The sequence below is a fragment of the Longicatena sp. 210702-DFI.1.196 genome (assembly GCF_020563125.1).
Lineage (GTDB): Bacteria > Bacillota_I > Bacilli_A > Erysipelotrichales > Erysipelotrichaceae > Longicatena > Longicatena caecimuris.
Genome location: NZ_JAJCPX010000029.1, coordinates 14,591 through 38,798 on the forward strand (window position 1 = coordinate 14,591; position 24,208 = coordinate 38,798).

Consider the following 24,208-nt stretch of genomic DNA (forward strand, 5'->3'; position numbering starts at 1 on the left):
TCTCACTGATTTATGTTATAATATCACCATGCCAAATTTTAAACAAAAGCTTTTACTTTACTTCGCTACGATATCCGTGAGTACCTTGCTGATATCTAATCTAGCCGCTATAAAGCTATGGAATTTTTTTGGTATTGCTGTTGATGGAGGTGTCGTTGTCTTTCCACTCACTTATATCATAGGTGATTTGATTGTGGAATTCTATGGAAAAAAGATTGCCAAAAATATTATTGTAGCTGGTTTTCTTATCAATATTCTAGCCATCATCGTATTTTATATCGTCATTGCTTTACCGGCATATGATGGTTGGAACATGCAGAATGCATATGCCAGTGTATTCGGCTTTACACCACGAATCATTCTTGGTTCGCTGCTCGCATATGTTTGCAGCAATCTATTGAATAACGTTATCTTCATGAAGTTAAAGAATCACGATGGCATATTTGCCAAAAGTTTTATTGCCAGAGCGTTAGGCTCTTCTGCATTTGCTCATATCCTGGATGCCTTCATCTTTGAAACAATCGCGTTTCTGGGTGTCCTGCCGTTCCATGAATTTCTGGCACAAGCGATATTTGCTTATGTACTCGGCATCAGCTTTGAAGTTATCTTCTCCCCAGCTGAGGCCATCATCGCAAAAAGTTTAAAAGGAAGAATGATAGAATGACAGAATACAAAAACAACAATACATTTAGCTTTGAAATCGTCAAAAAGATACCTGGAAAACTAGGAAGAGCAGGTATCATTCACACACCGCATGGAGATATTAAGACACCTGCTTTCATGTGCGTCGGCACAAAGGGTGAAGTCCGGTTTTTATCCATGCAGGATTTGCATGCTATTCAGGCACAGGCAATGCTGAGCAATGGATATCATCTGCGCAATGTTTCAGAAGAAATCCAAGCACAGAAAGGATTGGCCGCATGGTCTGGATGGAATGGACCTACTTTGACCGATTCTGGAGGATTTCAGGTTATGTCCTTAGGCTCCGGTTTAGGAAAAGTCGTCAGTATGGATCGAGAAAAAGAGGTTATCAATACTGATCCTAAGGATCGTTTAGCTATCGTAAGTGAAGATGGGGTACAGTTTCATGATCCTTTCACTGATCAGGATGATTTTATCGGTCCAGAGGAATCCATGCAAATTCAATGTCGCATCGGTGCTGATATTCATATGGCTTATGATGAATTAACTTCACTGGCAGATAGTTATGAATATAACGTCGAAGCTTTAGCACGAACGGAACGCTGGGCACTGCGCAGTTTAGCAGAACATAAAAAACACCGAGATGATTTAGGCTATCGTCAATCGCTTTATGGTGTTTTACAAGGTGGACGTTGGGAAGATTTACGACGTTCTACCGCACAAAAGTTTGCCAAGATGGATTTTGACGGTTATGGTCTGGGCGGTGCTTTTCTAAAAGAAAGTTTAGGTGAAATTCTGACCTGGTGCTGTGAAGAATTACCAGAAAATAAGCCTCGTCATTTGCTTGGCTTATCCCATCCGGACGATATTCTCATTGGCGTAGAAATGGGGGCCGATACTTTTGATTGTGTTGCCCCAACACGTGAAGCAAGACATGGCAGGATCTATACGACCCATGGATATTATAGCTTATCAAAATTTGCGGATAGTGAAGAACTATTGGATGAAGGCTGTGATTGTCCGGTATGTAAAGCAGGTTGGACACGCGGACAGTTAAGAGCCCTCATGAAATCAGAAAAACAAGAAGACAAGCATACATATTATAATCTGGCATCGATGCATAACCTGCGTTTCATCATTCGCTTAACAGAGCAAGCACGCCAAGCGATTCTGGATGGTACATATGCCGAATTTAAAGAAAACTTTTTAAAGAACTACTACCACAGATAAACAGACAGTTGTATCCTAAGATACGATTGTCTTTTTTACTGCCTAAAAATCATGTGCAAGGTTATTCGATAGGTGTATAAAAATTAGGCACCTTAACTAGAAAAGCAAAAACAAGATAAAAGAAAGCTATTTTATGAAAAACCGAAACAATTTCCTTTTTTATATCATCATATTATTAAAGAATACTTACTATTGTTATAATTTCTTCCTAATTTTCACCATAAAACCATGCTATGCTATAATGGTAAGGAAAAGAGTGAAAAAATGAAAAATACTTTAAAGAAAAAACGTTACCTGTGCATTCTTCTTTGTGCTTTACTAATCATTGTTCTATCCGTTGCCGGCTATATATGGTTCAGTATGCCACGTATTCACTTTACGCAGAACCCGATAACCCTGGAAGTGAAAGAAACCTATTCTGCTAAAGCTTTCATCAAAAAGATCGATCATGGTTCACTTCAGGATGTACATGTAGAAACAAACATCGACACGACAAAACTTGGCAATCATCAAATAACCTATACTATAGATGGTCATACATTCACCCTTGATTATATCGTAAAAGACAGCAAACCACCTGTTGTAGTAGCGCAAGATCAAAAAATAAGCATCGGTGATAAGGTAGCACCTGAGGATTTTATTCAAAAAATTGATGATGCTACGAAAACAACAGCTCGTTTTGCAAAAGCATATTCCTTTACAAAACTTGGCAAACAAACCGTTCAAATCATCGTCGAAGATGAAGGAAAAAACCAGACAACGGTAAAGGCTGTTGCAAATATTCTAAAAAAAGATACACAGCCACCTGTTTTTACCGGAATTTTAGATATGACCATCCAAAAAGGTGAGAAGCCTGACTTCAAAAAAGGCGTAGAAGCAATTGATGATCGTGATGGTAAGATTAACTTTACCATAAATAAAAATAACTTTGACGCAAAACAACCCGGACGTTATAGCATAACGTATCAGGCAATAGACAAAGCCGGTAATAAGACAGAAATAAATCGTACCGTCATCGTGCAAGAAAAAACATCTGGAAAAATCATCTATTTAACAATTGATGATGGACCTAGTGCAAACACACCAAAGGTATTGGAAATATTAGACCGTTATCATGTAAAAGCGACCTTTTTTGTTACAGCGCAATGCCCTTCCTATCTTGGCTATATCAAAACAGCATATCAAAAAGGCCATGCCATTGGACTACATACCTATTCACATGATTATGGAGCTCTTTATGCTAGCGAATCCGCTTATTTTAAAGATTTACAAAACATAAGTGATGTTGTGAAACAACAAACCGGCTTGACACCAAACATTATCCGCTTCCCTGGAGGCAGTAGTAACACGGTTTCTTCAAACGTCCCCGGGTTAATGACACGCTTAGCAAAAGCAGTTCAAGAAAGAGGCTATCAATATTATGATTGGAATTCCAGCAGCGGCGATGGAAATTCGGCTTTGCCGAGTGCATCTTTGATTCAAGAGGCAACATCTTATGGCGGGGCATCTCCATTGATGATGCTAACGCATGATCATCCAGGATCCCAAGCAAGTGTAGAAGCCTTACCTGCGATCATTGAATATTATCAATCCCTTGGCTATACCTTTAAAACCGTAGATAGTAGTGTTTCTGGATTTCACCATGGCATTAATAATTGATTCTATAGTAATACCTTAGTAGCTTATTAGTAATCATATAGTTAAAAAAGCATCTTATCGTATCATTCCCTGTAACTATCAATGGGAATTCTACATGATGAGATGCTTTTTACGTATCATTTATGATAATAAACCAAGATGAGTTGCTTTTTTACGTATCGTTTATGACAATAAACCTAAGTCATATTTCCACTTTAAAATACGACGCAGGGAGGCATCAATCTGCTCTTCCTGAATTTCTTTCTTTTTCACTGCTTCTAGAACGGCCGGCAACTGTACGCGATAATTACTGCAAATTAATAAATCATTACCTGCTTTGACAGCACTTACGGCCACACTAGCATCATCACTATATTGCGTAATTGCATCCATAGCCAGATCATCGCTCATTATAACGCCTTGAAATTTCAGCTGCTCACGTAATATCCTATGGACCTTTGCAGATAACGATGCCGGATGTTTAGCATCCATGCACTTTACAATATTATGGGAAACTAAAACACTATCTGCACCTGCCTGTATCCCGGCGCTAAAAGGGATAAAATCACTATTTTCAAAAGTTGCCATAGAACGTTTATCAATTGCTATACCGGTGTGCGTATCCACATTGTTTCCATAGCCAGGAAAATGCTTTAAACAAGAACCAATGTGATTCTTCTTCATCGTATGAACTACGGTTTTCACATAGTTCGCTGTTTCATGTGCGTTCTTGCCGAAAGATCGTGCATATATAAAATCCTCTGTATGTGTCGAAACATCTGCCACTGGTGCTAAATTCACATTAATGCCCATGCCTTTTAATAATTCTGCCTTTTCCTTAGTATCAGAAATAATCAGCGGCATACCACCTTCTTGATATAAATCCTGTGGTGACCAAAATGGAACTTCACGAAAATAAGTACTCACCCGATTCACAGTTCCCCCTTCTTCATCAACCCCGATTAACAAAGGAACTTTTGCTTCTTTCTGATAAGCGGTGAGCTTTGCCACAACATCTTGATAGTTTTGATCTTTGAAATCTCTGTCGAATAAAATATATCCGCCTAAATGATATGTATCCACATCCTCTATAGAATACATGTCTGGACAGCGGACAAAGAAAATCTGTCCGACTTTTTCTTCGATACTCATAGAGGCAATAATCTTATCGATAGCCACTTCTTTTTCGGTTTTTTCTTCCTGTTGCTTTGCGACCTTCTTCACGACACATTGAAGAGCAATCAAATGCTCTTTTTCTTTTCGGTAAGTAATACTTACTTCTTCATCCAGTAACAACGTATCCGTACCTTCCATCTTCATTTGTTCACGATCAAATCGCTTTTCTTCATCTTGATTCTTCACCATGATACTATTGGATGTCAGATCTTTAATAACACCTGTAAATTCATAAGTTTTATTAACCTCACTGTTATTCTCTGTATCTTTCTGCTTCTCTGGCTCTTTTTTATGAACATTTGTATTTGTAGAACAACCACCAAGTAATAACACACATGCAAATAAACCACATAAGATTCGTTTTTGCATAAGCTTACCTCCCATTAGATTTATGATATTAGTATAGCGTACTCTTTTTTACAAAAGTAAAATTCTTACATCTTTTCATCAAAAAAAGATGACCTATCCCAGGATAAATCATCATTCTAATAGTTATATACATCTGCTTCTTCCAATTTCACATTCTTCCTTGGTACCATATCCTAAGCAACTACCAGTTCATAAGTCGTGTGATGATAATAAAACTTATAGGATAGCATATAGAAGTACTGTGTGTTTATCGAAAGTTTAATCGTAAGATAGCATATAGAAGTACTGGACGTTTATTAAAAGTTTAATAGTAAAATAGCATATAGAAGTACTGCGTGTTTATCAAAAATTTAATCGTAAGATAGCATATAGAAGTACTGCGTGTTTATCAAAAGTTTAATCGTAAGCTGACATGTAGAAATACTGTGTGTATATAAGAAGTTTAATAGTCAGATAACGTAATCTCAATTATATAACTTTAGCATAATAAAACTGCTGACTTTTCCTTTGCATATGGAGTCAACAGTTTGAACGATGTTAGAAATACTATTAATTTTGTAATAAAATATCCAGTTTACTTTGCAGTGTATTCACCATTGTTTTAATATCTTCATCCGTGGATAAAAGACGTCGTATTTCACTATCCGCAACAGACATTGCCTGATCATAATCTGAAAATTTATTCACTGGTATAGCATGTTCCATTGTTTTATTGAAGAAATCTAGCTTAAAAGCACTTTCTCCTGGTGTATCTTCTTGCAGATAACGACTTACCGTCTTTGAATTGGTAATGTCTTTTAGTACAGAAACTCCTTGTGAATAAGCAAAGATATCCTCCTGCGTTGTTTCATCATAGGATAACATTTTTAAGAATTCCCATGCGAGGTCTTTATGCTGTGAGGTTTTTGCCATTCCCATCAACAAGGTATCAAGTTCCGATACATTATCTCCTTGAGGCCCTGCTGGCATAGGGATGCATTCCCATTCAAAGCTGCTATATTTCTTGACACGCCAAGGATAGGGTTTATATGTGCGGTATTCACTAAAACGCATAGGGCAGAAAACAACCTGTCCCTTATCAAACATTTCGCTCGTTGGTGTCATGCCTTGATTTAGTTCTTCTAATCTTCTGGTGAATTCTATCGCCTCATATACCCGCTCATCACTTAAAGTTGCTTTTGTACCTTCCGCATAAAATACCGTAGCTCCATTTGAGGCAACTGCATTTTGCCAGCCATAACCATAAACACCAAACTGATCTAATGCGCCATCCTCATTCGTATCTTTTGTCACCCTGCGGCAGATATCATAGAAATCGGCCCATGTCCAGTCATCTGATGGAAGAGAAATACCTTCTTTTTCCAACAAGGTACGATTGACATACATTAATGTTGGTACACTTTCATAAGGGAGTGCATATTGTTTCTTCTGATAAGTTCCGGATTGATAGGATGGTGTAAAGTATGCCGCTTTATCGAATGCATCATCCTTATGAATATAGCTGTTCAAATTTTGCATGATGCCGATATCAGAAAATGTAGATAAATCATTTGATCGTATCATAAATACATCAGGTAAATTGCCTTTTAAAGCCTGTTGCGAGAGCCATTCAGAGTAATCACTTTTCTGTAGACCACTGACATATTCTACCTTTACATTAGGATGTTTACGTTCAAAGCGTTCCACAACTTCATCAATGATCTTATAGCTTTCGCCATTGGGCACATCCCAATTACTGCCGGCAAACATGCCAAACGTCAATGTGATTGGCTTATTTTTCTGATAGGTCATATATAATAAGATTGACACGATCAACAAAAAGGCAGCCGCAACGGCTATAACCTTCCGTTTCATGCTTCTTTTCCTCTATGGATATACCAGATAGCCAGTTGTGTACGATCACGCAGCTGCAGCTTATCCAAAATAACACTGAGATAATTGCGTATCGTACCTTCTGTGAATTTTAATATTTCAGCGATTTCTTTATTCGAAAGTCCTTGTGATACTTGTTGAATGATTTTCCATTCCGTATCGCTTAAATTCGGTAAGTCTTCATCATGAATACGTTCTGCCACGATATTGTTTTTTGCCATTTCTGAAAAGATCTTGGTCACTTTGCTGGCAACATTCGGATTAAAGATAGCTCCTCCTTGCAGAACGGTTTTAATTGCGGAGGTCAATTCATCTAAAGATACCCCTTTTAATAAATAACCACTTGCCCCATATTTTAAGGCCGAGAAAATATATTCATCATCATCAAATGTCGTTAATACAATAACCTTAATTTCAGGATATACTTCTTTGACAAATTTGGTACATTGCACACCATCCATATCCGGCATACGAACATCCATTAAAATAATGTCCGGTATATGACGGCGTATGCTTTCGACTACTTCTTTTCCACTCCCTACTGTATCAATTACTTCAAATTCATTATTGGTACTTAGGATGATTTTTAAGCTTTCACGAATCAATTCCTGATCATCTGCAATTAAAATCTTAATCATATTCTAAACCCTCCCGAATTGGTATTTCAGCGATAATGATAAACCCACTGGAACCATAAAAACGTATATTCCCTTTTAATAACTCAATGCGTTCCTGCATATGATGAAGACCAAAGTCTGGTTTGATGTTTTCACATCCTATACCATTATCTTCTATTATTAATATTAACGTGTTTTCTTCCTTTGCGATAGAAATATATATTTTCGTCGCATGTCCATGGCGAACCGCATTGGTCATTCCCTCTTGAATAATACGATAGATGACTTCTTCTTCATCAGAATCAAAGGTTAACTTAGGTAAATGACAGACAAAGTGAATCGTCACATCCGTAATTTCCTGAAATTCCTTGATCATCTTATCAATTGCCACTTTCAAGGTATAATGTTCTAAGGCATCCGGTCGCAGCTTATCAACCGAGCGACGAACATCTTTTAAGCCTCTTCTGGCGGTTTCACTTAATACACTTAATTGCTTACGTGTGGCTTTGGGATCCAGTTCACAGGTCAGCACACAGGCATCTAAGCCAACGGATAGCCCCGTCAAAGTATGCCCCAGTGTATCATGGATTTCTCTGGCTAAACGATTTCGTTCTCTTGTTTCTCCCATTTTTTCACGTATATCGGCATATTCTTTCAGTTGTTCGTTTAAGCTTTGTAATTCTTCATTCAATGCTAAGAAACGCTTGTTTTCATTGATCTTATCTTGAACCAGAAAGACCATGTAGATGATAAAAACAATGATATTCAGACTGGCTAGGGTATTTTGAACACTTAATAAGAGTGATTTGACAAAGGAATTATAACAGTTGATATAATCATAGAAGGATGTCATAGAAACGCGAGCCGATAAGAAATCATAATTAGCACCTAAATAAAACGTAACCAATACAACCATAAAGAAGAAACGATAGGTATTGGAAGTAATATAGGTTAATAAATCAGCCATCATCAACAACAATATGGAATTGGTACTGAAATATAGTCGTTCCATGATCAATAGACATAAGCCTGACTCAACCAGAAAACAAAGCACCAGCTGCCATGTTTCAAAATGTAGTTTTAAACGCAGACGCATCACGATCAATAATGCCACAAAGGCTGTAATTGATAAGATCATACTATGCATAGGATCTTTCGGTAAATAATCAATCATCGATAAAAAGGTCCTTGCCTCTTGCATATCACAGATACGTTTGGTTGTGATATAAATAATCGAACTGATAAAGACAATCATCGTGAAATTCAGAAAGCACATGATGAAGTAGGTATAGCGCAGTCTGTTTTCCATAAGTTGTTTACGTAACATACTATTGCCACCCTTCTAATGAATATTTCCCGACGTTTTTTTGTGTGATGATGGTCACTGGAATACGCTGAAGTTTTTCTATTTTCTCATGATTGCGAATCTTATAAACAGCTTCTGCCGCCATTTTTCCTAATGTCTTTGGTGATTGAGCAACCGTTGCCTGCATGATATGTTCTGATATCAGTGTCTTTGTTTCCGGTGTGCCATCTACACCATATACGAATACATCTTTTAATTTGCCTTGATCTTGCATGGCTGCCAGAGCACCTAATGCACTTGGATCATTTAAAGCCATTACCACATCAAAAGATACATCCTTTTCCAAGAACTTTTGCATAAGCGGCATTGCAATCTCTAATTGACCATCACATTCAATGCGTTCGACAATACGGTAATTGGGATCATTTTTAATCGTATCGATAAAGCCCTGAATGCGCTGAACAGCAGAATATGCTGTACTATGTTGTAATAAAACGATATCTGCTTTTTTCTTATATTTCATCATATCTTTTGCACACTGGACACCGGCATCATAATTATTTGACATTACACTGTAAGTAATTAAGTCACTGTCCATGACTTCACTATCCACAGCAATGACCGGGATACCGGCTTTTTTGGCTGCTTCAAGGGAGGAAGTTAAGCCGTTGAAATCAACAGGATTGACAATGATCGCTTGGACATTCTGATCAATGAGGTATTGTATTTGTTGTTTTTGTTTTTCTAAGTCTAAGGCAGGATCAAGACTGATTAACACATCACCATTCGCTTCGACTACATTATGTATTTCTTCATCAATGATACTAAAGAAAGGATTGTTAAGTGTCATGTAGGTGGCACCGATTTTCAGAGGCTCCTTACTGCGATAGACAAAGGAAGTTTTACTGGCTTTACTAAAGATACTGATGCCTGCCGCCACAAACACCATTAAAAACAAAAAAATGATAGCCGTTTTCAATGCGCCCTTCATTTTTGACATACGTACCCTTCCTCCTGACTGTTTTTCCTTATTATATCATATTCTAAAGCATTCCTACCGCAATTTCCAGAGTGAAAAAAGATATCTGCCGGAATTTTCACAATGAGAAAAAGGAATGACATTTCTTAATTTGTTTGTTGGTGAAATGAAAACAACGAGAGCGTTTATATCAGTATGCCATTGCAGTGATCGATTTCATGTTGAATAATTTGTGCAGTCCTATCATGAAAGGTCTTAATCTTTATGTTCATATGTTCATCTTGATATCGTACCTTGATACGGCGATAGCGTCTTGTTTGGCGAATTCCGCTGATGGACAGACATTGTTCTTGCGCCAGATAAGTTTCTTTTGATGTTTTGATGATTTCCGGATTCAGCATGACCCAATGAGATCCTGTTTCAATATCCACAAAAGCAATGATTCGCTTGAATACGCCAATCATGTTGGCAGCCATGCCTACACACCTATCTTCATGTGCTTGCAGTGTTTCCAATAGATTTTTTGCCACCCATAGATCTTTTTCTGTTGCTGGCTCACTTGTTTTCTGTAATAGTATAATATCGTGATTGATTTCGCTAATCATTTCTTTCTCTCCTTTCGGTTTCCTTTTTAAGAAAAAGCCACTCCTTTTCATTTTATGATAAAACACATTAAGCCCGCTTTTGTATAAGCGATTGCGTTTAGAGCACCTTAGATGTTTTTCTCGGAAGGAAAAAGTGATGTTTCTTCATGTTAAAAACATAAGAAAAAACAAGCCACTCTCTCATCATTGACTTGTTTCTTCCTGCTTCATAATTGTATGAAACACTCGCATGTAATTGAATGAACGGTGTAATCTCAGAGAATAAGGCATGACCCCGTGTGTAATGTGTGAAGGGTTTCATGTTTATTCAAAAAAGGATTGTATGGGGTCTTATATTATGATAATTAGTGAAAGGAAATCTTAAGAAAACCATTGAATGTTACCAGCAGACATCTGATTTTCGTATCCTTATTCCTGATATGCCCCATCCACCAATGTAGTGTAGATTTAAAAGAGACTTATACTTTAAATCTAGTTGTTCCACAATACCATAGATGTTTTGTTTGATGTAGATCTACACTGCAAACAATCATTCTACTATTGCACTTATATTGTATACAACCAGGTAAAGAATTGCAACTTTCTTTTGTCACATAATTTTCATGACATTTGTTAGTCATATGTGACAAATGTTAGTTTTCAACGCTATTTAGCGCAAATTTCTTATTTCTTTTCATCGAGCTTAAAGTTTTGGACCCAGCTGTCGAATTTTTCTTTCGTGATTCCATCATCGCCGTTTTCCAATTCATCTTTGACCTTACCTTTTTCCACATAATACAAGGAAGGCGTACTATCCATGGTTTTAAAGTAAGATTGAATCTTTTTAATATTGCCGCTGCGATCCGGATTAGGGTCTTTGTCAATGACAACATCGTATACGATCACATGGTGCTTTGGTAAATATTCATCCAGCATATCGCGAAATTTCTCACAATGTGCACACCAGCTTTGGGTAAATACGATTACAAAATCTTCTTTATTTTTCATTTTCTTTTCCATATCTGCTACGGAAATCGTGCGTAAGGCACCTGGTGTTTCATCTCTTGTATAACCGCCGCATCCACTTAGCAGCAAAAGAAAGCATAACGTCGTAATGTACATAATTTTTTTCATAAAAACCTCCATATGCCGCCTTTAAGCGGTACAACACCTCTGGATGTTCTTTAATAGTATAGCCATTTTTGATAAAAAAGTAAACAGATGACAACACTTTCTCATTTTCCAAATTTTATCGCAATCTTATTTAGAAAGGCTATGCATTAGAAAATTCCTTTCTTTCGCATAGCCTTTTTTTTCGTTATTCTTCCTTTTGTTTCGGCAATTCCACACGGATACGTTCAATACGATGATTTCTGATTTCTAACATTTGAAATTGTATACCATTCCAATATAAGGTTCCACTTTCCCCATCTTCAGGGATACAGCCTAACTGATCTAAGATGAAACCACCAATCGTATCATACTTCTCATTCTCAATATTTATTTGCAGTGCTTCATTCAAATCTTCGATGGGCATCCTACCATTGATTTCATAGACATTATCATACAATTTGCGTAACATCATCGCTTGCGCATCATCATATTCATCTTCGATTTCTCCCATGATTTCTTCTACGAGATCTTCCATGGTCACAATACCGGACATGCCTCCATATTCATCAATCAGAACCGCGATATGTTGATGCAACTTCTGCATCTCTTGAAATAAATCATCGATATTTTTTGTTTCAGGAACAAAATACGGCTTTCTTAATATCTTACGGATATCCACAAAAGCAAAACCATGTTGATATGCTTGCGTAAAATAATCTTTAATATTTAAAATACCGATCACATTATCAATAGATTCTTCATATACCGGTATTCGAGAATACTGCATTTCCATCAGAACGTGTACATATGCATCCTTGGGATCATCTATATCAATACAAAATACTTGTGTTCTAGGTGTCATGATTTCATTAGCCAAGATCTCATCAAATTCAAAAACCCCATCCATCATTTCTGCCGCAGCTTCATCAAGCACACCCTTTTCACGACTATCTTCTAGCATACTGCGAATCTCTTCACGCGATAAAGATTCTTCCACATGTTCATCTTGTATACCAAACAAACGTAATACAAGCGTGGTAGATACCGAGAGAATCTTAATGATAGGGTACGCTACTTTACTAATTATCAAAATCGGCTTAGCACAAAACATGGAAAAGCTTTCCGCCTTTTGAATAGCCATTCGTTTGGGTACCAATTCACCAAAGATAAGCGTAATAAAAGAAATAAGCATCGTGATCAACACCACGGCGATCGTATTGGCCTGGGGAATGCCCCAACGCTGTAATACTTCAGCAAGCGAACTTGAAATTCCCGTTGCCGCACTTGCGGAATTGAAAAAGCCGGATAACGTGATGGCAATCTGAATCGTAGATAAGAAATTCGTAGGTGCATCCATCAGCTGCTCAACTAACCTAGCCTTTTTATTTCCATCTTGAGCCAGGCGTTTGATTTTTCCTTTATTAACAGAAACAATGGCCATTTCACTCGCTGCGAAATAGGCATTTGTCATTGTTAATATCACCATTAAAATCAGTTGTAACGTAATAGAGGTCCCTGCGGGGTCTGTGTCCATAAATTAAAATCGCTCCTTTTCTAAATTATATTATGGTCTTGATTGTAACAGAAGTTCTTCCATTTGTGAATATTCCTTTGTTAAGTTTTGGTTAATTAAAAAGATGCCACCATTTCTTTTGTTAAATCTTTTATTATCGCCACGGCAAGTTTGACAGCATTTTGATAATCTTTTAATGTTGTATAACCATAACTGCTGTGAGCATAACGAACCGGAATCCCAATTACGATGGTTGGAATGCCTCGCAAATGCGTATGAGAAATGGCTCCATTGGTGCCGCCACCGCTGCGTACGCTTTCCTGTACCGGTATGTGATGACGTTTTGCCACATCCAAGGCAAAGCGTTGAAAACGTGGATTGGTAATCATAGAACAATCAAAATGACGTAACATCGGTCCTTTTCTCAATGCACTTTGGATCATATAGCTTTCTTCAAAGGTATCATCTGCAGGACATCCTTCAAAAGCGATCATAACATCACAATGGATGTTTTGAATAGCACATTTCATGCCCCGCTCGCCAACTTCTTCTTGTGCTGATATCGTCCCTTGTACTGCTACATCCATATTCTGCACCTGATGCATCATTTCAATCAAAGCGGCACAGCCAATGCGGCAGTCAAAGGCTTTTCCCATAAAGATATCGTGACGCTCATCATAGGAACATAAAACATTGGGCACGGCAAAACAGCCTATCTGTATACGATAAGATTCTTGCACTTCCTTTAAGCTGGTAGCTCCTACATCAATGAGCAAATCATCAAAAGCGATGGCTTTTCCTTTTTCACTCTGTTTCATAAAATGTGGAGGTTTGCTGCATACGATGCCTTGTACGATTTCACCGTCTACATTGCGAATAAGCACACTATTCCCAACGATGTTTTTCGCTTCCCAACCGCCTAGGGGTAGAAAGCGCAGCATCCCATCCTGACGTATGGCCTGGATGATAAAACCAACCTCATCCCCATGGGCATCAAGATGAATGATCGGTTTTTCTTGCTTCGTGTTGCTTGTCGATGAATAAATGTATAAGTTGCGCATATGATCCTCTTCACAATGAAAAGCACTACACTCTTCACGTACCAATGCGATTACATCATCTTCCATGCCACTTGGTCCAAAGGCATTACTTAAGGCCTTGATTCGCTCTATTTCATTCATGCTGTATTCCTCTTTTCTTTTTTTATACTTACAAAATATTGTAGCATATGCGAAGTCTTTGGAAAAGTAAGATGTTGCATCACTATGGTTTCCCTTTTTATTGACAGACATCCAAACACAGGCTACAATAAAAGCAATAAGAAATGGCGTGGTGATGAACATGAGCAAATAATCTATTGTAGAAAACGAATGTTTTTTTCAATGGATGATTTGCTTTTTGTATGCGCACATGTATGTAAAGAAATATCGATAATTTTTCTCTAGCTTTTATTTTTTGTCATGGTTAAGTGAGCATAAAATCAAAAGAAAAACGTAATTCATCCATTGTGCTTAATTGTACTAAGAAAGAAGAGGAATGACGTTATGAAACAAATTGCAGTTATCTTATATGAGGGATATTGCCTGTGTGAAATTACCGTAGCTTTAGAAATGCTTCGTATGGCTGACATCCCCGTTACTTATTTTGGTGTTGAAAAGAAAGCATATCGCAGTGAAGAAGGCATAGTATTGCAATGTGAACATACCCTTGATGAATTGGATGTTGATGGTTATGATGGCATCTTGTTGTCGGGATTTATGGAAGAGAACCCTACTATATTAAAGAATGAACTTCTTAAAGAAAAATTACGCATATTTGATCAACAGAAAAAAGTCATTGGGGCTATTTCCATTGCTCCTTTACTTTTATACAATGCCGGCATTCTAAAAGATCGCCCATTTATGTGTGCCATGAACAAACAAGATCTTGTTGAAGAAGGTTACGCTTTAAGCTGTTTACAGAATATGATCGATTGGGATGCATGTTGTGCTGAAGAAGATCTTAAATTTATCCGTCATGATCATATCATCACCAGTGTGATCTATGGATTTCGTGAGTGGGCTATGGAAATAGGCAGAATGCTAGATATTCCCGTTTATCCTAAATCGTTTGGATTATAAAGGCAGCAAAAAGCTTCATCTATGTAAAAAAATGTGTCATTCGTCCTGTTAAGGCATTGTGACACATTTTTATATTCCTTCAAGTAATTTCGAAGTACTGATTAATCAAGGGTTCTCGATAATACTATTTAAAATGTCGTTTAAAAGAGGCTATTTATTAGTTGCCTTATAATGCTAAAGAAGCCTCTTTCAATTTAATGGTTATTTGGTAGAAACCATTTAAATAGTTTAACAGCAACTTATTAAAAAGCACTTACTTAGGATACCGCAAACATAACAAAAAAAAGCCTCACATTTGTGAGGTTATCTTTTAAAATGGCGCCTTAAACAGGACTTGAACCTGTGACCTGCCGGTTAACAGCCGGATGCTCTACCAACTGAGCTATTAAGGCACTTATCAAGTGCTTAATTATAATATCATAAAGTTAGTTTTTTGACAATATCTTTTTTAGCAAAAATAGCAGAAAAAGCTTCATGTGGGATGCTTCCTTGCAAGTGTTTTTTTACTTCCATCTTTTTTCCAATCTTACTTAATTTTTTATGAATTCCGTTTTGTGCTATCATAAAAACTTTTAGCGTGTTCTATCGATTGCTTTTCTAGCAGATAAGAATTCTTTCATTGCGCTATGAAAAAGAGGCTTAATAGCCTCCTTCACTTGCTTCATTTTGCATCAATTGAACTCCGGCACTGGTTCCGATACGATCAGCACCTGCTGCAATCATCTCATCCATATCTGCACGACAACGCACACCGCCAGCTGCTTTAACTTTACAGCTATCTTTTACAGTATCCTTCATCAGCTTCACATCTTCTGGTGTTGCACCTCTTGTAGAAAAACCAGTGGATGTTTTCACAAAGGTTGCCCCTGCTTCTACACAAAGCTGGCAAGCCTTCACAATTTCTTCCTCACTTAATAGGCATGTTTCCAAAATTACCTTGACACAGTGTCCATCTGCCGCTTTAACAACAGCAGCCACATCATCACGAACAGCATCATAATGATGTGCCTTCATTTCACCGATATTCATTACCATATCAATTTCTTCTGCCCCATCGGCAATGGCATTGCTTGTTTCAAAAGCTTTTGCTTTCGTACTCATTGCGCCTAGTGGGAAACCTACGACCGTACAAACCTTAACATCACTATCGTTTAATAGTTTCGCACAATAAGCTACCCAATACGTATTTACACAAACACTCGCAAAATCATATTTCTTAGCCTCTTCACACAATACCTGGATCTTATCCTGTGTAGCATCCGCTTTCAATAAAGTGTGATCGATATATTTGTTCATTTTCATAAGAACATCCTCCTACTTATCACTTTAAGTATAGCATTTTCCCTCTGAAACGAAAACCTGATTTTATTGTTTCTCAGCTATAACGACTATCCTTGTTTCTTTGGGCTTTTTTAATTGCTGTTTTACGTTTCCAATATAATTGCAAGAATGGGTTTTGATATAGCGCTATCGTAAGCTTTAACAATAATCCATAACGCAATAACTCCAACACGATAATGCAAAGTATAGAAGGCAGTTGATACTGTTGACTTTGAAAAGTCTGCCATACTTGAGGGAGTTCTTGCAGCAGATGGATACTTTCACAAAGCCATGCAAGCATGATTAGAAAGCGACAGGAAGAACTGTACATGAACATGGCAACACCTGCAAAAGACCATAGCAACGACGTAAAAAGAATAGCTAACAGGAAAAACCGCTGCACATATTGTAACCCATCTATGTCCGTAGGAAAACTTAGTTGCATGATGAATAAAAACAGTAAGAAGCCTATCAACGTCCCCAATAAAATCATGACAAGATAAAACGTATAGCGATGTAAAAAATGCTGTGCTCTTATAAAAAGACGATTATCCTCTTCCATATGGACCAGAGATACTTCTTGTAACACTTGGTTTAAGACTTCATCTTCTTGTCTTTCTTCCTCCTCTTCTGGCTGCGTTATTGCCATCCTTCTATCTGCTTTTTTCCATATACTGACAATATGTGGATCGCGATAGAGATAGCAGACGCAACAAAAGGTGATGAGGTACTTACTGATCATCAATAAGGTGAATAAGATCCGCAACGTCGTAGCTTCCCAGCCAGACAGGCTGAGCTGATAAAAAGCAGGCAGTGCCGATAGAAAATACAGAGAGAGGATCGCACATAGGGTGAACAGTAGGCGCGCAATCTTTCTACCCTTTTGCAGTGACCTGACGATAAACAGCCATAATATCCCTTCCATAAGTAAACGTATCATGTATCTTTTCTGTGGCTCTTGGAAGCGAATTGGAAATAATTCTTTCAATAGCATGACTTGTAAAACGGCATAGCATATGTAAAACAATAGAAAAAGCCAAGTAAATAAGCGCAGCTGCGTTTTTATCTTCTTCTGATATCTTGTTGTATCCTTTTTCTCATGCATATGCATCACCTGTATTTATTATACATGAAAAAAAGGGTCGCATCTCTTACAAATGTGACCGTTCTTCTATCAGCTATTCAATTTGTCGTTTGGATTGAAGAAATATGGATTCGGTTTATCAAAATAATTGGACGTATCTAAATCCCATGCATTATGCATATCCCCTTCTCCAAAGTCTTTTAATTCGTCATGTGTAGTTAAAATATCCAGTGTTGTTCTTAAATGCTGCAATACATGGGCACTGCTCTCAGATAAATATGTCAAGACCTTTTTTGTCTCTTCATCCTTTGTTTTGGTTAATACTTGTTCATAATATGTTTGATAGGCTTGTTCTTCTTCGATATCACATAGTAAGGCAGCGCTTAGATCATTATTTACATGATGTTGTTTTATTTCCTTATGCGTTGGCTGATCACAGGGTGGAATAAATGCAAAGACCGGGGTATCGTCATTGGATTCATCATAATAGCGATCATCTTCCCCATGCAGATGGTGCAATAGCTCGGCTAAAACTTCCATATCACTTAAGCGACGGGCAGCAATACGGCGAAATAATTCATGAAATGTAGGATTGTGTATCATGAAGCTTTGACGCAAATATAATATAGCCAGTTGTAAGCCTTTTTCACATCCGCCACATTCATGATCCATATATTCATAAAGCTTAGGATCTGGGGTAATATTGTTTATTTCCATAGGTAATTGATTATCATACAAATACATGCAAGATTTCCTCCTTTTTCAATTCTAGTATGGATATGAAAAAGAAGATTATGCTATAATAATGCTGCAAAAATGGGCAGGAAACCTGTCGTAAGAGGAGATAAAAGATGAAAGAAGTTCAATTACATGCAAAGTGTCGAGAAGAAGTAATCGTAGATGAAGCTAAGCTTGCTTGCAATGTGGGCAGCGGCATTGTTTCTGTATATGCAACACCAATGATGATTGCGGCGATGGAACATGCGGCAGTGCAATGTCTACAGCCTTTCTTAGAAGAAGGAGAAACCAGTGTTGGTGTCTTGATGCATACGACACACGATGCTGCCACACCAGCAGGTATGAAGGTTCGGATAAGTGCTGAAATTATCGCGGTTGATCGTAAGAAAGTCACCTTTTCGATCATCGCCCAAGATGAAAAGGATATCATCGGTAAAGCAAGCCATGAACGTTTTGTGGTGATGAAAGAAAAGTTTGAAGCAAAAGCCCAAGCAAAACTTTGTTAAAAGCAGCTTTTGAAGTGAATTTTCATTTGTTATTCAATGGAAAGACATTTCAATCGCTGTTTTTTTATTGTGAATGAAAAAAGGAATATCCTAGCAACGTGCATATTCCTTTTCAAAATGATTGTTCTGTTGTTTTATAGCGCATCCCATATCCAAAAGCGAAGCTTCTTTTGCCATGACAATGTTGTAAGAACATGAGCTCGCTGCGTTTGCCATTGCGATTGCAGTTGTTGTACATCCTCTTTCGTAATCTCATGCTGCGAAAAGCGTGCTTTTTCCACAAGTTGTAATGTTTCTTGATCAATCTTCGCTCCATATGGGAATAAATCTTCTAACCAGCCATAAAGCGTTAACAGCTTTTGTCGTTGTTTCATGCTTTCCAACTGTTTCCGGCGATACTTTCTTCTTAGGCTTGCCTGTGCATAAATGAATAAGGGCAAGATAAGCACAACGAGAACTGGTAACAAGAAAGAAGGCAACGAGGAAGAGGCAGACGTTGTTGTCGTGCCATTTTCTTCCATTAAGTGTTGCGTAGGCTGTTGGATTGGTTTCGGCTCTTCCTTATTTTCAAGACCGGGGGTAATTTCTGATGGCGTTGTTTGCGTGAGAGGTTGTTCGCTTTTTTGTATGGTAGAATCGTTATCTGCTGCCGGCGTTACTTCCACAGGCATCCATCCATAGGTTTCATCAAAAATTTCCACCCAGGCATGTGCATCAGAATCTTTGACCTGTGCATGTCCTTCATGATCATAAGCATTGCTATCCACACGATACCCTTCTACATAACGGGCTGGGATACCATAATAGCGTAATAACAATACAGCAGAGGATGCATAATGAACACAATACCCTTCCTGATTTTCCCATAAGAAATAGGAAACAAAATCCTTGGAAAGATCAGGCGATCCCGGATAAAGTGTATAGCGGGTATGAGCATATAAATAGCCTTTTACATAGTCAATAATTTCTTCCGTAGACGCAAAACGATGGAAGTTATCTTGTAAGTCTTCTACCGTATTAAATTTTTCTTTTATATCTTTAGGTAGCTGTAAATACTGCTCCTTAATAAAATCCACATATTCCTTATAGGAAGTTCCCTGTGGTACATGCAATATTTTTTGTTCATCATCCCAGATTTCATAAGTAACAGCATCCTTTGTTGAATTGCTCCATGCTGCATAGCCATCATAATAAATATTCATATCCTGATTGATGTGCTTAAGATAATATGGCACAATGGCATATTGCGTATTGGCGCGCATATCTTTGATCATCAATGGATTCGCATGAATATTTTTCGGTAATGCCGCCTGATTCATCCAAAAACGAATCGTTGTCCAATCAATATTGGGATATTGACGATATTGTTTATGCGCAAGGGATTTCCATGTATGTCCATCATAAATAGCACCGCTATAGGTTTTTAAATATAAGCGAGATGCCTTAGGATAAGTAAGTTCCATTTGGATAGCACCGGTATAAGAACGATTCCCCGCTCTTCCTAAGTCAATTTCACCTATGCTTTCTGAGCCATAACGTAAGTTATAAGTGAACTGCTCAATTGTCTGTAACAGTTTTTGACGCATATGACTGCTAGTGGAGGAGACTTCATACTCCTTTTCTGGTAATAGGATAAAAAGCGTACCAAATATAAGAGAGAAGCAAAGCAGAACATAGCCAAACAGCTTGCCATAATGCCATGAACGTGTACTATGTCTTCTGATATAAGAAAGAAACAATAAAGAAAACCAATCCATCAAAAGCAAACAGGTAAGCAGCCATGGCTGTTTGACACTATACAGCATCGTTGGAAAATATAGCAGAAAGCTGATGGCAAAGGCTGGGAAATGTCGTTTCCAGCGAATGATAAAAAGGTATTCCAGTAACATGATCAACAGATACAACGCTATCCAAACTCGTGAAAACAAGAAAGGAAGCTCTTGTTGTGACAGTGTCACTTCATAAACTTGAAACGTATAGTTGGAAGAATGAGCATACACAGATGTGATTTGATTATATATGGCATTAATGGTATCACGAAAGTTAATGATCAGACTTAAAAGTAAAAGCATTATCAAAGCACCATAAATAGGTATTACCCATTTTTTCAGTTTTGTCGTTTGTAAGAATAGAAAAAGCAGTGTTGCGATAAAGGTCGTACATAGTACGACACCATTCAGCATTTGAAAAACCCATAGGAAGATAAGGAAAGGAAGATAACTTGTTAAGACGAAAAGAAAGCGATCGGTAAGTGAGAATGTCTTATGCATGCACATCACTTCCTTTCTCATCCATAGATGTTTCTATCCCGCTAGAGCGTATGCATACGTGTGTCCCCAGCTGTGAACGGTAAAGAACATTGTCCTCTTCTTCCGCTTTGGGATGTGCGAGAATTGCCTGTAAACATCGTTTTAAGCTCGCTTTATCATAGACCTCCTGTTCCAAATTGCCATCTTTAGAATTCCAACAGACAATGGCACTCATAGAACGCTGTATCCATTCTATAGCACAGGCATAAAAGTGTCCCAAAACCTGCTCGCATTCCTCAACACTTCCATGCAAATCTAAATATACAAGCAGTTGTTCCTGTTGGTAAGAGGCAAAAGTACGTATCATTGTCTTCGCTAATTTGTAGCTTAATTTATGATGAATATGACGCAAATCATCACCAGGCTGGTATTCTTTCACTTCATGTGTATCTTCTAAGATGCCACCGTGTTGGATATGACCTTCATATACATGTTCCTGATCTTGTAAGATATCATGAATCTGTGATGATATAGTGGTCCCAGTTGCATGAGGATATAAATAATAAGTACGCTTTTGATGGCTGTGGTAATGGCGTTGAAATAATCCTAGCATATCCTGTAGTACAAAACCATCAAAGCATAAGCGAATTTTTCCCATCGTTGCCTCATGGGCAATCATAGGAACATACACGATGGTATCACTTGTAAATAAGGTCAGATTATCTTGAGTTTGCTCATCCAAAAAGATATTCTCTTGTTGGATGTTGATTTTGAGTTGAGCAAGCGGGAACCATTTCCCACTGGCGCAATAAAAGTAACTGCCCTCTTTACGGCGTTGAAAGTCTACTTGTAAATGATTTGATGAAATCAGCATGGCAAATAAACTAATCAAGGGCAGCGCAATGACACCTGTCAAAATTATCAGAAATAAATAGCCGCCTAAAAAGATGTAAAGCAGTGCACACACTGCCAACAAAAGCAGATAGCGGCACCAAGCGCGAAGCATTATGCTTTCCTCAGCTGCGGTTTTTCAATCTCATCTAAAAGGTTTTGTAAAACAGCAGCAGTCGTGCGATGATCCTTAACAATATCGTTTTTCATTACTATACGATGTGCAAGAACATCGTGGAAGACTTGAGTGACATCTTCCGGTATGACATAATCACGATCGGCTAAATAGGCATGTGCTTTGGCCATAGCCGTTAAGGCAATACTGGCACGTGGACTTGCCCCTTGATAAATTCGCTCATGATGACGAGTAGCATTCACCAGATCAACGATATATTGATAAATATCCTCATGTACAAAGATGGCATCGCATGCGTTTTGCATTTCGATGACATCCTCTACACTGGCAACCGGTTGAATCTGATATTGCTTTTTAGCCTGTTTTCGCTTTAACATTTCAACCTCATCCTGTGCACTTGGATAGCCGATGCTCATACGTATCATGAAACGATCCAACTGGCTTTCTGGTAAAAGCTGTGTACCGGCAGAACCGTATGGGTTTTGTGTAGCGATGACCATGAATGGCTGTGGCGCCGTTTGTGTATATCCATCTATGGTAATTTGTTTTTCTTCCATGACTTCTAGTAAGGCCGCCTGTGTCTTACTTGACGTTCGATTAATTTCATCAGCTAAAAAGATGTTGCAAAAAACAGCGCCCTCATGCAGACGAACTTCTCCACTAGATGGATCAATTACACTATAGCCAACCACATCGCTTGGCAAAACATCCACGGTAAATTGCATACGCTTGCTGTTAAGCTGCATAGCTTTGGCAAATGCCATCGCCAATGTTGTCTTTCCGACACCGGGAATATCTTCCAAAAGAATATGTCCCTTAGCTAAAATCACCATCATAACTTTTTCGACTTCTTGTTTTTTTCCAATCATGACCTTATTCACTTCTTGTAAAATTTCTGTTGTTTTTTTCATAATCGCTTTCCCTCTGTCTTGTTTATATAATTTTAGCGTATGTCATTTTTGTGTATTTGTCAATTTTGAAATACAAAAGAAATCTTAAAAAATAACCATTCCGATAAACTGCTTTTATCTGGCTTGACAAGTTTGACCCCTTTCCATTCTCGCATTCTTTCCCTTACCGTATACTTCCTAATGTAATAAAAAAAGATCCTAATTCAGGATCCTAACGTTAAATTTTCTGGACGCATGCATTGTAAATCATCCTCTTCCAACTGTAAGCGAGCATATGGAATTTCCTGTTTCTTAGGGCAAGCCATTGGTTGGATCATAAAGCTGCATAAGGTACAATATCCGTTTGAAGAGCTGCGTCGTATACATTCATATGCACACTTCTTGACACAATTCTCATCACACCACTGTGCCAGTTTGATTGCCGCATCATTGGCTAAGCGACAGCTAAATTCTTTTGGTAAACCACTGTCCATAAGATAGCGGCTTAAAATATTGGCATAACACAAACAATATTCTATGATAAAGAAGTTTTCTGCATTATTTTTTTGTAAGTGCTTAGGCCATTGCGCTATATCAATTGCTAAAGCTTCATAGCGTTCTTGGGCAATGTGTGCTCTTGGCTGCTGTAAACATTCATGTTCGTTTTCACGACAGGCACGTAAAAATTCTCCCATCGTTTTTAACAGTTGGTATTTGAAGGTCGCAAAGTCAATTGTCACCTGAAATTCGGTTTCTAATTTTTTGAATGCTTCCGCACACATGATGAGCGCTGCATCGACAGTTTCTGCCTCAAATACGGATAGTCTTGTAATCGGAGGTTCTAGAAACATGAGTAATTCTTTTCCATTGATATATTTCATTTTTTATCACCTTTTGTAATAGTACACTATTTTTATAAGATTGCAACTACCTTAAGCAAATCTTTGCACATTCAGGTGGTACAGCATACGTTTATGAAAAAAATCTATACTTTCTTGTTTAGCAATTGCCTTGCCAAGTTTATACCTTCTAAGATTAATGCAATAAAGATCCCGATACTTCGGAATCGAATGTGTTTATTAGATTTCTTTATGCAAACGATTCATACCTTCTTATTTGGCACCTGCCTTGCCAAGTTTATACCTTTTAAGATTGATGCAATAAAGATCCCGATACTTCAGAATCGAATGTGTTTATTAGATTTCTTTATGCAAACGATTCATACCTTCTTATTT

At 37.8% G+C, this 24,208-nt stretch carries 22 protein-coding genes and 1 tRNA gene; 5 read left to right on the forward strand and 18 right to left on the reverse strand.

The window, feature by feature from the left end; genetic code table 11:
* Positions 1-28 precede the first annotated feature (28 nt).
* The 3 genes from LI241_RS11555 to LI241_RS11565 all read left to right on the forward strand — a co-directional run bounded on the left by LI241_RS11555 (position 29) and on the right by LI241_RS11565 (position 3,531).
* Entirely contained in the window at positions 29-664 is a 636-nt protein-coding gene (locus tag LI241_RS11555) for a queuosine precursor transporter (protein WP_008689934.1), read from the forward strand.
* Positions 661-1,872: a tRNA guanosine(34) transglycosylase Tgt gene (gene tgt / locus LI241_RS11560; RefSeq protein WP_008689935.1), complete on the forward strand. Its 1,212-nt coding sequence runs from the start codon at positions 661-663 to the stop codon at positions 1,870-1,872. Before LI241_RS11555 ends, tgt begins: the two co-directional genes overlap by 4 nt.
* Positions 1,873-2,136: 264 nt before the next feature.
* Complete coding sequence (locus LI241_RS11565; RefSeq protein WP_008689936.1) at positions 2,137-3,531, forward strand: polysaccharide deacetylase; 1,395 nt, start codon at positions 2,137-2,139, stop codon at positions 3,529-3,531.
* A 162-nt stretch (positions 3,532-3,693) separates the two neighbouring features.
* Here LI241_RS11565 and LI241_RS11570 read toward each other — a convergent pair whose 3' ends face one another.
* The 9 genes from LI241_RS11570 to LI241_RS11610 all read right to left on the reverse strand — a co-directional run bounded on the left by LI241_RS11570 (position 3,694) and on the right by LI241_RS11610 (position 14,220).
* On the reverse strand, positions 3,694-5,055 hold the full coding sequence (locus LI241_RS11570) for a glycoside hydrolase family 3 protein (protein ID WP_008689938.1): 1,362 nt from the start codon (positions 5,053-5,055) through the stop codon (positions 3,694-3,696).
* Between the two features lie 549 nt (positions 5,056-5,604).
* Positions 5,605-6,909 (reverse strand): ABC transporter substrate-binding protein, encoded by a 1,305-nt coding sequence (locus LI241_RS11575; RefSeq protein WP_008689940.1) that lies wholly within the window; start codon positions 6,907-6,909, stop codon positions 5,605-5,607.
* Positions 6,906-7,565 (reverse strand): response regulator transcription factor, encoded by a 660-nt coding sequence (locus LI241_RS11580; protein WP_008689942.1) that lies wholly within the window; start codon positions 7,563-7,565, stop codon positions 6,906-6,908. The genes LI241_RS11575 and LI241_RS11580 overlap by 4 nt, the downstream gene beginning before the upstream one ends.
* A complete protein-coding gene (locus LI241_RS11585) occupies positions 7,558-8,871 on the reverse strand; it encodes a sensor histidine kinase (RefSeq protein ID WP_020990745.1) in 1,314 nt (437 codons plus the stop codon). The genes LI241_RS11580 and LI241_RS11585 overlap by 8 nt, the downstream gene beginning before the upstream one ends.
* Before the next feature lies 1 nt (position 8,872).
* Entirely contained in the window at positions 8,873-9,850 is a 978-nt protein-coding gene (locus LI241_RS11590; protein ID WP_008689947.1) for a sugar ABC transporter substrate-binding protein, read from the reverse strand.
* Positions 9,851-10,014: 164 nt separating this feature from the next.
* Positions 10,015-10,434 carry a peptide deformylase gene (locus tag LI241_RS11595; protein WP_227151295.1) on the reverse strand — a complete coding sequence of 140 codons (420 nt, stop codon included), beginning with the start codon at positions 10,432-10,434 and terminating at the stop codon, positions 10,015-10,017.
* Between the two features lie 663 nt (positions 10,435-11,097).
* On the reverse strand, positions 11,098-11,547 hold the full coding sequence (locus LI241_RS11600; RefSeq protein WP_008689949.1) for a thioredoxin family protein: 450 nt from the start codon (positions 11,545-11,547) through the stop codon (positions 11,098-11,100).
* Between the two features lie 184 nt (positions 11,548-11,731).
* Positions 11,732-13,060 (reverse strand): hemolysin family protein, encoded by a 1,329-nt coding sequence (locus tag LI241_RS11605; protein WP_196028951.1) that lies wholly within the window; start codon positions 13,058-13,060, stop codon positions 11,732-11,734.
* A gap of 95 nt (positions 13,061-13,155) precedes the next feature.
* Positions 13,156-14,220, reverse strand: a complete 1,065-nt coding sequence (locus tag LI241_RS11610) for a M42 family metallopeptidase (RefSeq protein WP_227151296.1) — start codon at positions 14,218-14,220, stop codon at positions 13,156-13,158.
* A gap of 363 nt (positions 14,221-14,583) precedes the next feature.
* On the opposite strand from LI241_RS11610, the gene LI241_RS11615 reads away from it, so the two are divergent.
* Complete coding sequence (locus LI241_RS11615) at positions 14,584-15,159, forward strand: DJ-1/PfpI family protein (RefSeq protein WP_227151297.1); 576 nt, start codon at positions 14,584-14,586, stop codon at positions 15,157-15,159.
* Positions 15,160-15,475: 316 nt separating this feature from the next.
* Here LI241_RS11615 and LI241_RS11620 read toward each other — a convergent pair.
* The 5 genes from LI241_RS11620 to LI241_RS11640 all read right to left on the reverse strand — a co-directional run bounded on the left by LI241_RS11620 (position 15,476) and on the right by LI241_RS11640 (position 18,307).
* Positions 15,476-15,551, reverse strand: a tRNA-Asn gene (locus LI241_RS11620).
* A gap of 25 nt (positions 15,552-15,576) precedes the next feature.
* Positions 15,577-15,723: a hypothetical protein gene (locus tag LI241_RS11625; protein WP_017144552.1), complete on the reverse strand. Its 147-nt coding sequence runs from the start codon at positions 15,721-15,723 to the stop codon at positions 15,577-15,579.
* Positions 15,724-15,798: 75 nt separating this feature from the next.
* Positions 15,799-16,461: a deoxyribose-phosphate aldolase gene (deoC, locus tag LI241_RS11630; protein ID WP_008979678.1), complete on the reverse strand. Its 663-nt coding sequence runs from the start codon at positions 16,459-16,461 to the stop codon at positions 15,799-15,801.
* 73 nt (positions 16,462-16,534) lie between these two features.
* A complete protein-coding gene (locus tag LI241_RS11635; protein ID WP_227151298.1) occupies positions 16,535-17,584 on the reverse strand; it encodes a hypothetical protein in 1,050 nt (349 codons plus the stop codon).
* 69 nt (positions 17,585-17,653) lie between these two features.
* Positions 17,654-18,307, reverse strand: a complete 654-nt coding sequence (locus LI241_RS11640) for a manganese catalase family protein (RefSeq protein ID WP_008689955.1) — start codon at positions 18,305-18,307, stop codon at positions 17,654-17,656.
* Positions 18,308-18,414: 107 nt separating this feature from the next.
* Between LI241_RS11640 and LI241_RS11645 the strand changes: the two genes are divergently transcribed.
* Entirely contained in the window at positions 18,415-18,807 is a 393-nt protein-coding gene (locus LI241_RS11645; RefSeq protein ID WP_227151299.1) for a thioesterase family protein, read from the forward strand.
* Between the two features lie 134 nt (positions 18,808-18,941).
* Here LI241_RS11645 and LI241_RS11650 read toward each other — a convergent pair whose 3' ends face one another.
* The 4 genes from LI241_RS11650 to LI241_RS11665 form a co-directional block, all read right to left on the reverse strand.
* On the reverse strand, positions 18,942-21,077 hold the full coding sequence (locus LI241_RS11650) for a transglutaminase family protein (protein WP_227151300.1): 2,136 nt from the start codon (positions 21,075-21,077) through the stop codon (positions 18,942-18,944).
* Complete coding sequence (locus LI241_RS11655) at positions 21,070-22,062, reverse strand: DUF58 domain-containing protein (protein ID WP_196028942.1); 993 nt, start codon at positions 22,060-22,062, stop codon at positions 21,070-21,072. Before LI241_RS11655 ends, LI241_RS11650 begins: the two co-directional genes overlap by 8 nt.
* Positions 22,062-22,994, reverse strand: coding sequence for a MoxR family ATPase (locus LI241_RS11660; protein WP_008689960.1), 933 nt, complete (start codon positions 22,992-22,994; stop codon positions 22,062-22,064). Before LI241_RS11660 ends, LI241_RS11655 begins: the two co-directional genes overlap by 1 nt.
* Positions 22,995-23,197: 203 nt before the next feature.
* Positions 23,198-23,854, reverse strand: coding sequence for a hypothetical protein (locus LI241_RS11665; protein WP_008689962.1), 657 nt, complete (start codon positions 23,852-23,854; stop codon positions 23,198-23,200).
* Positions 23,855-24,208 lie beyond the last annotated feature (354 nt).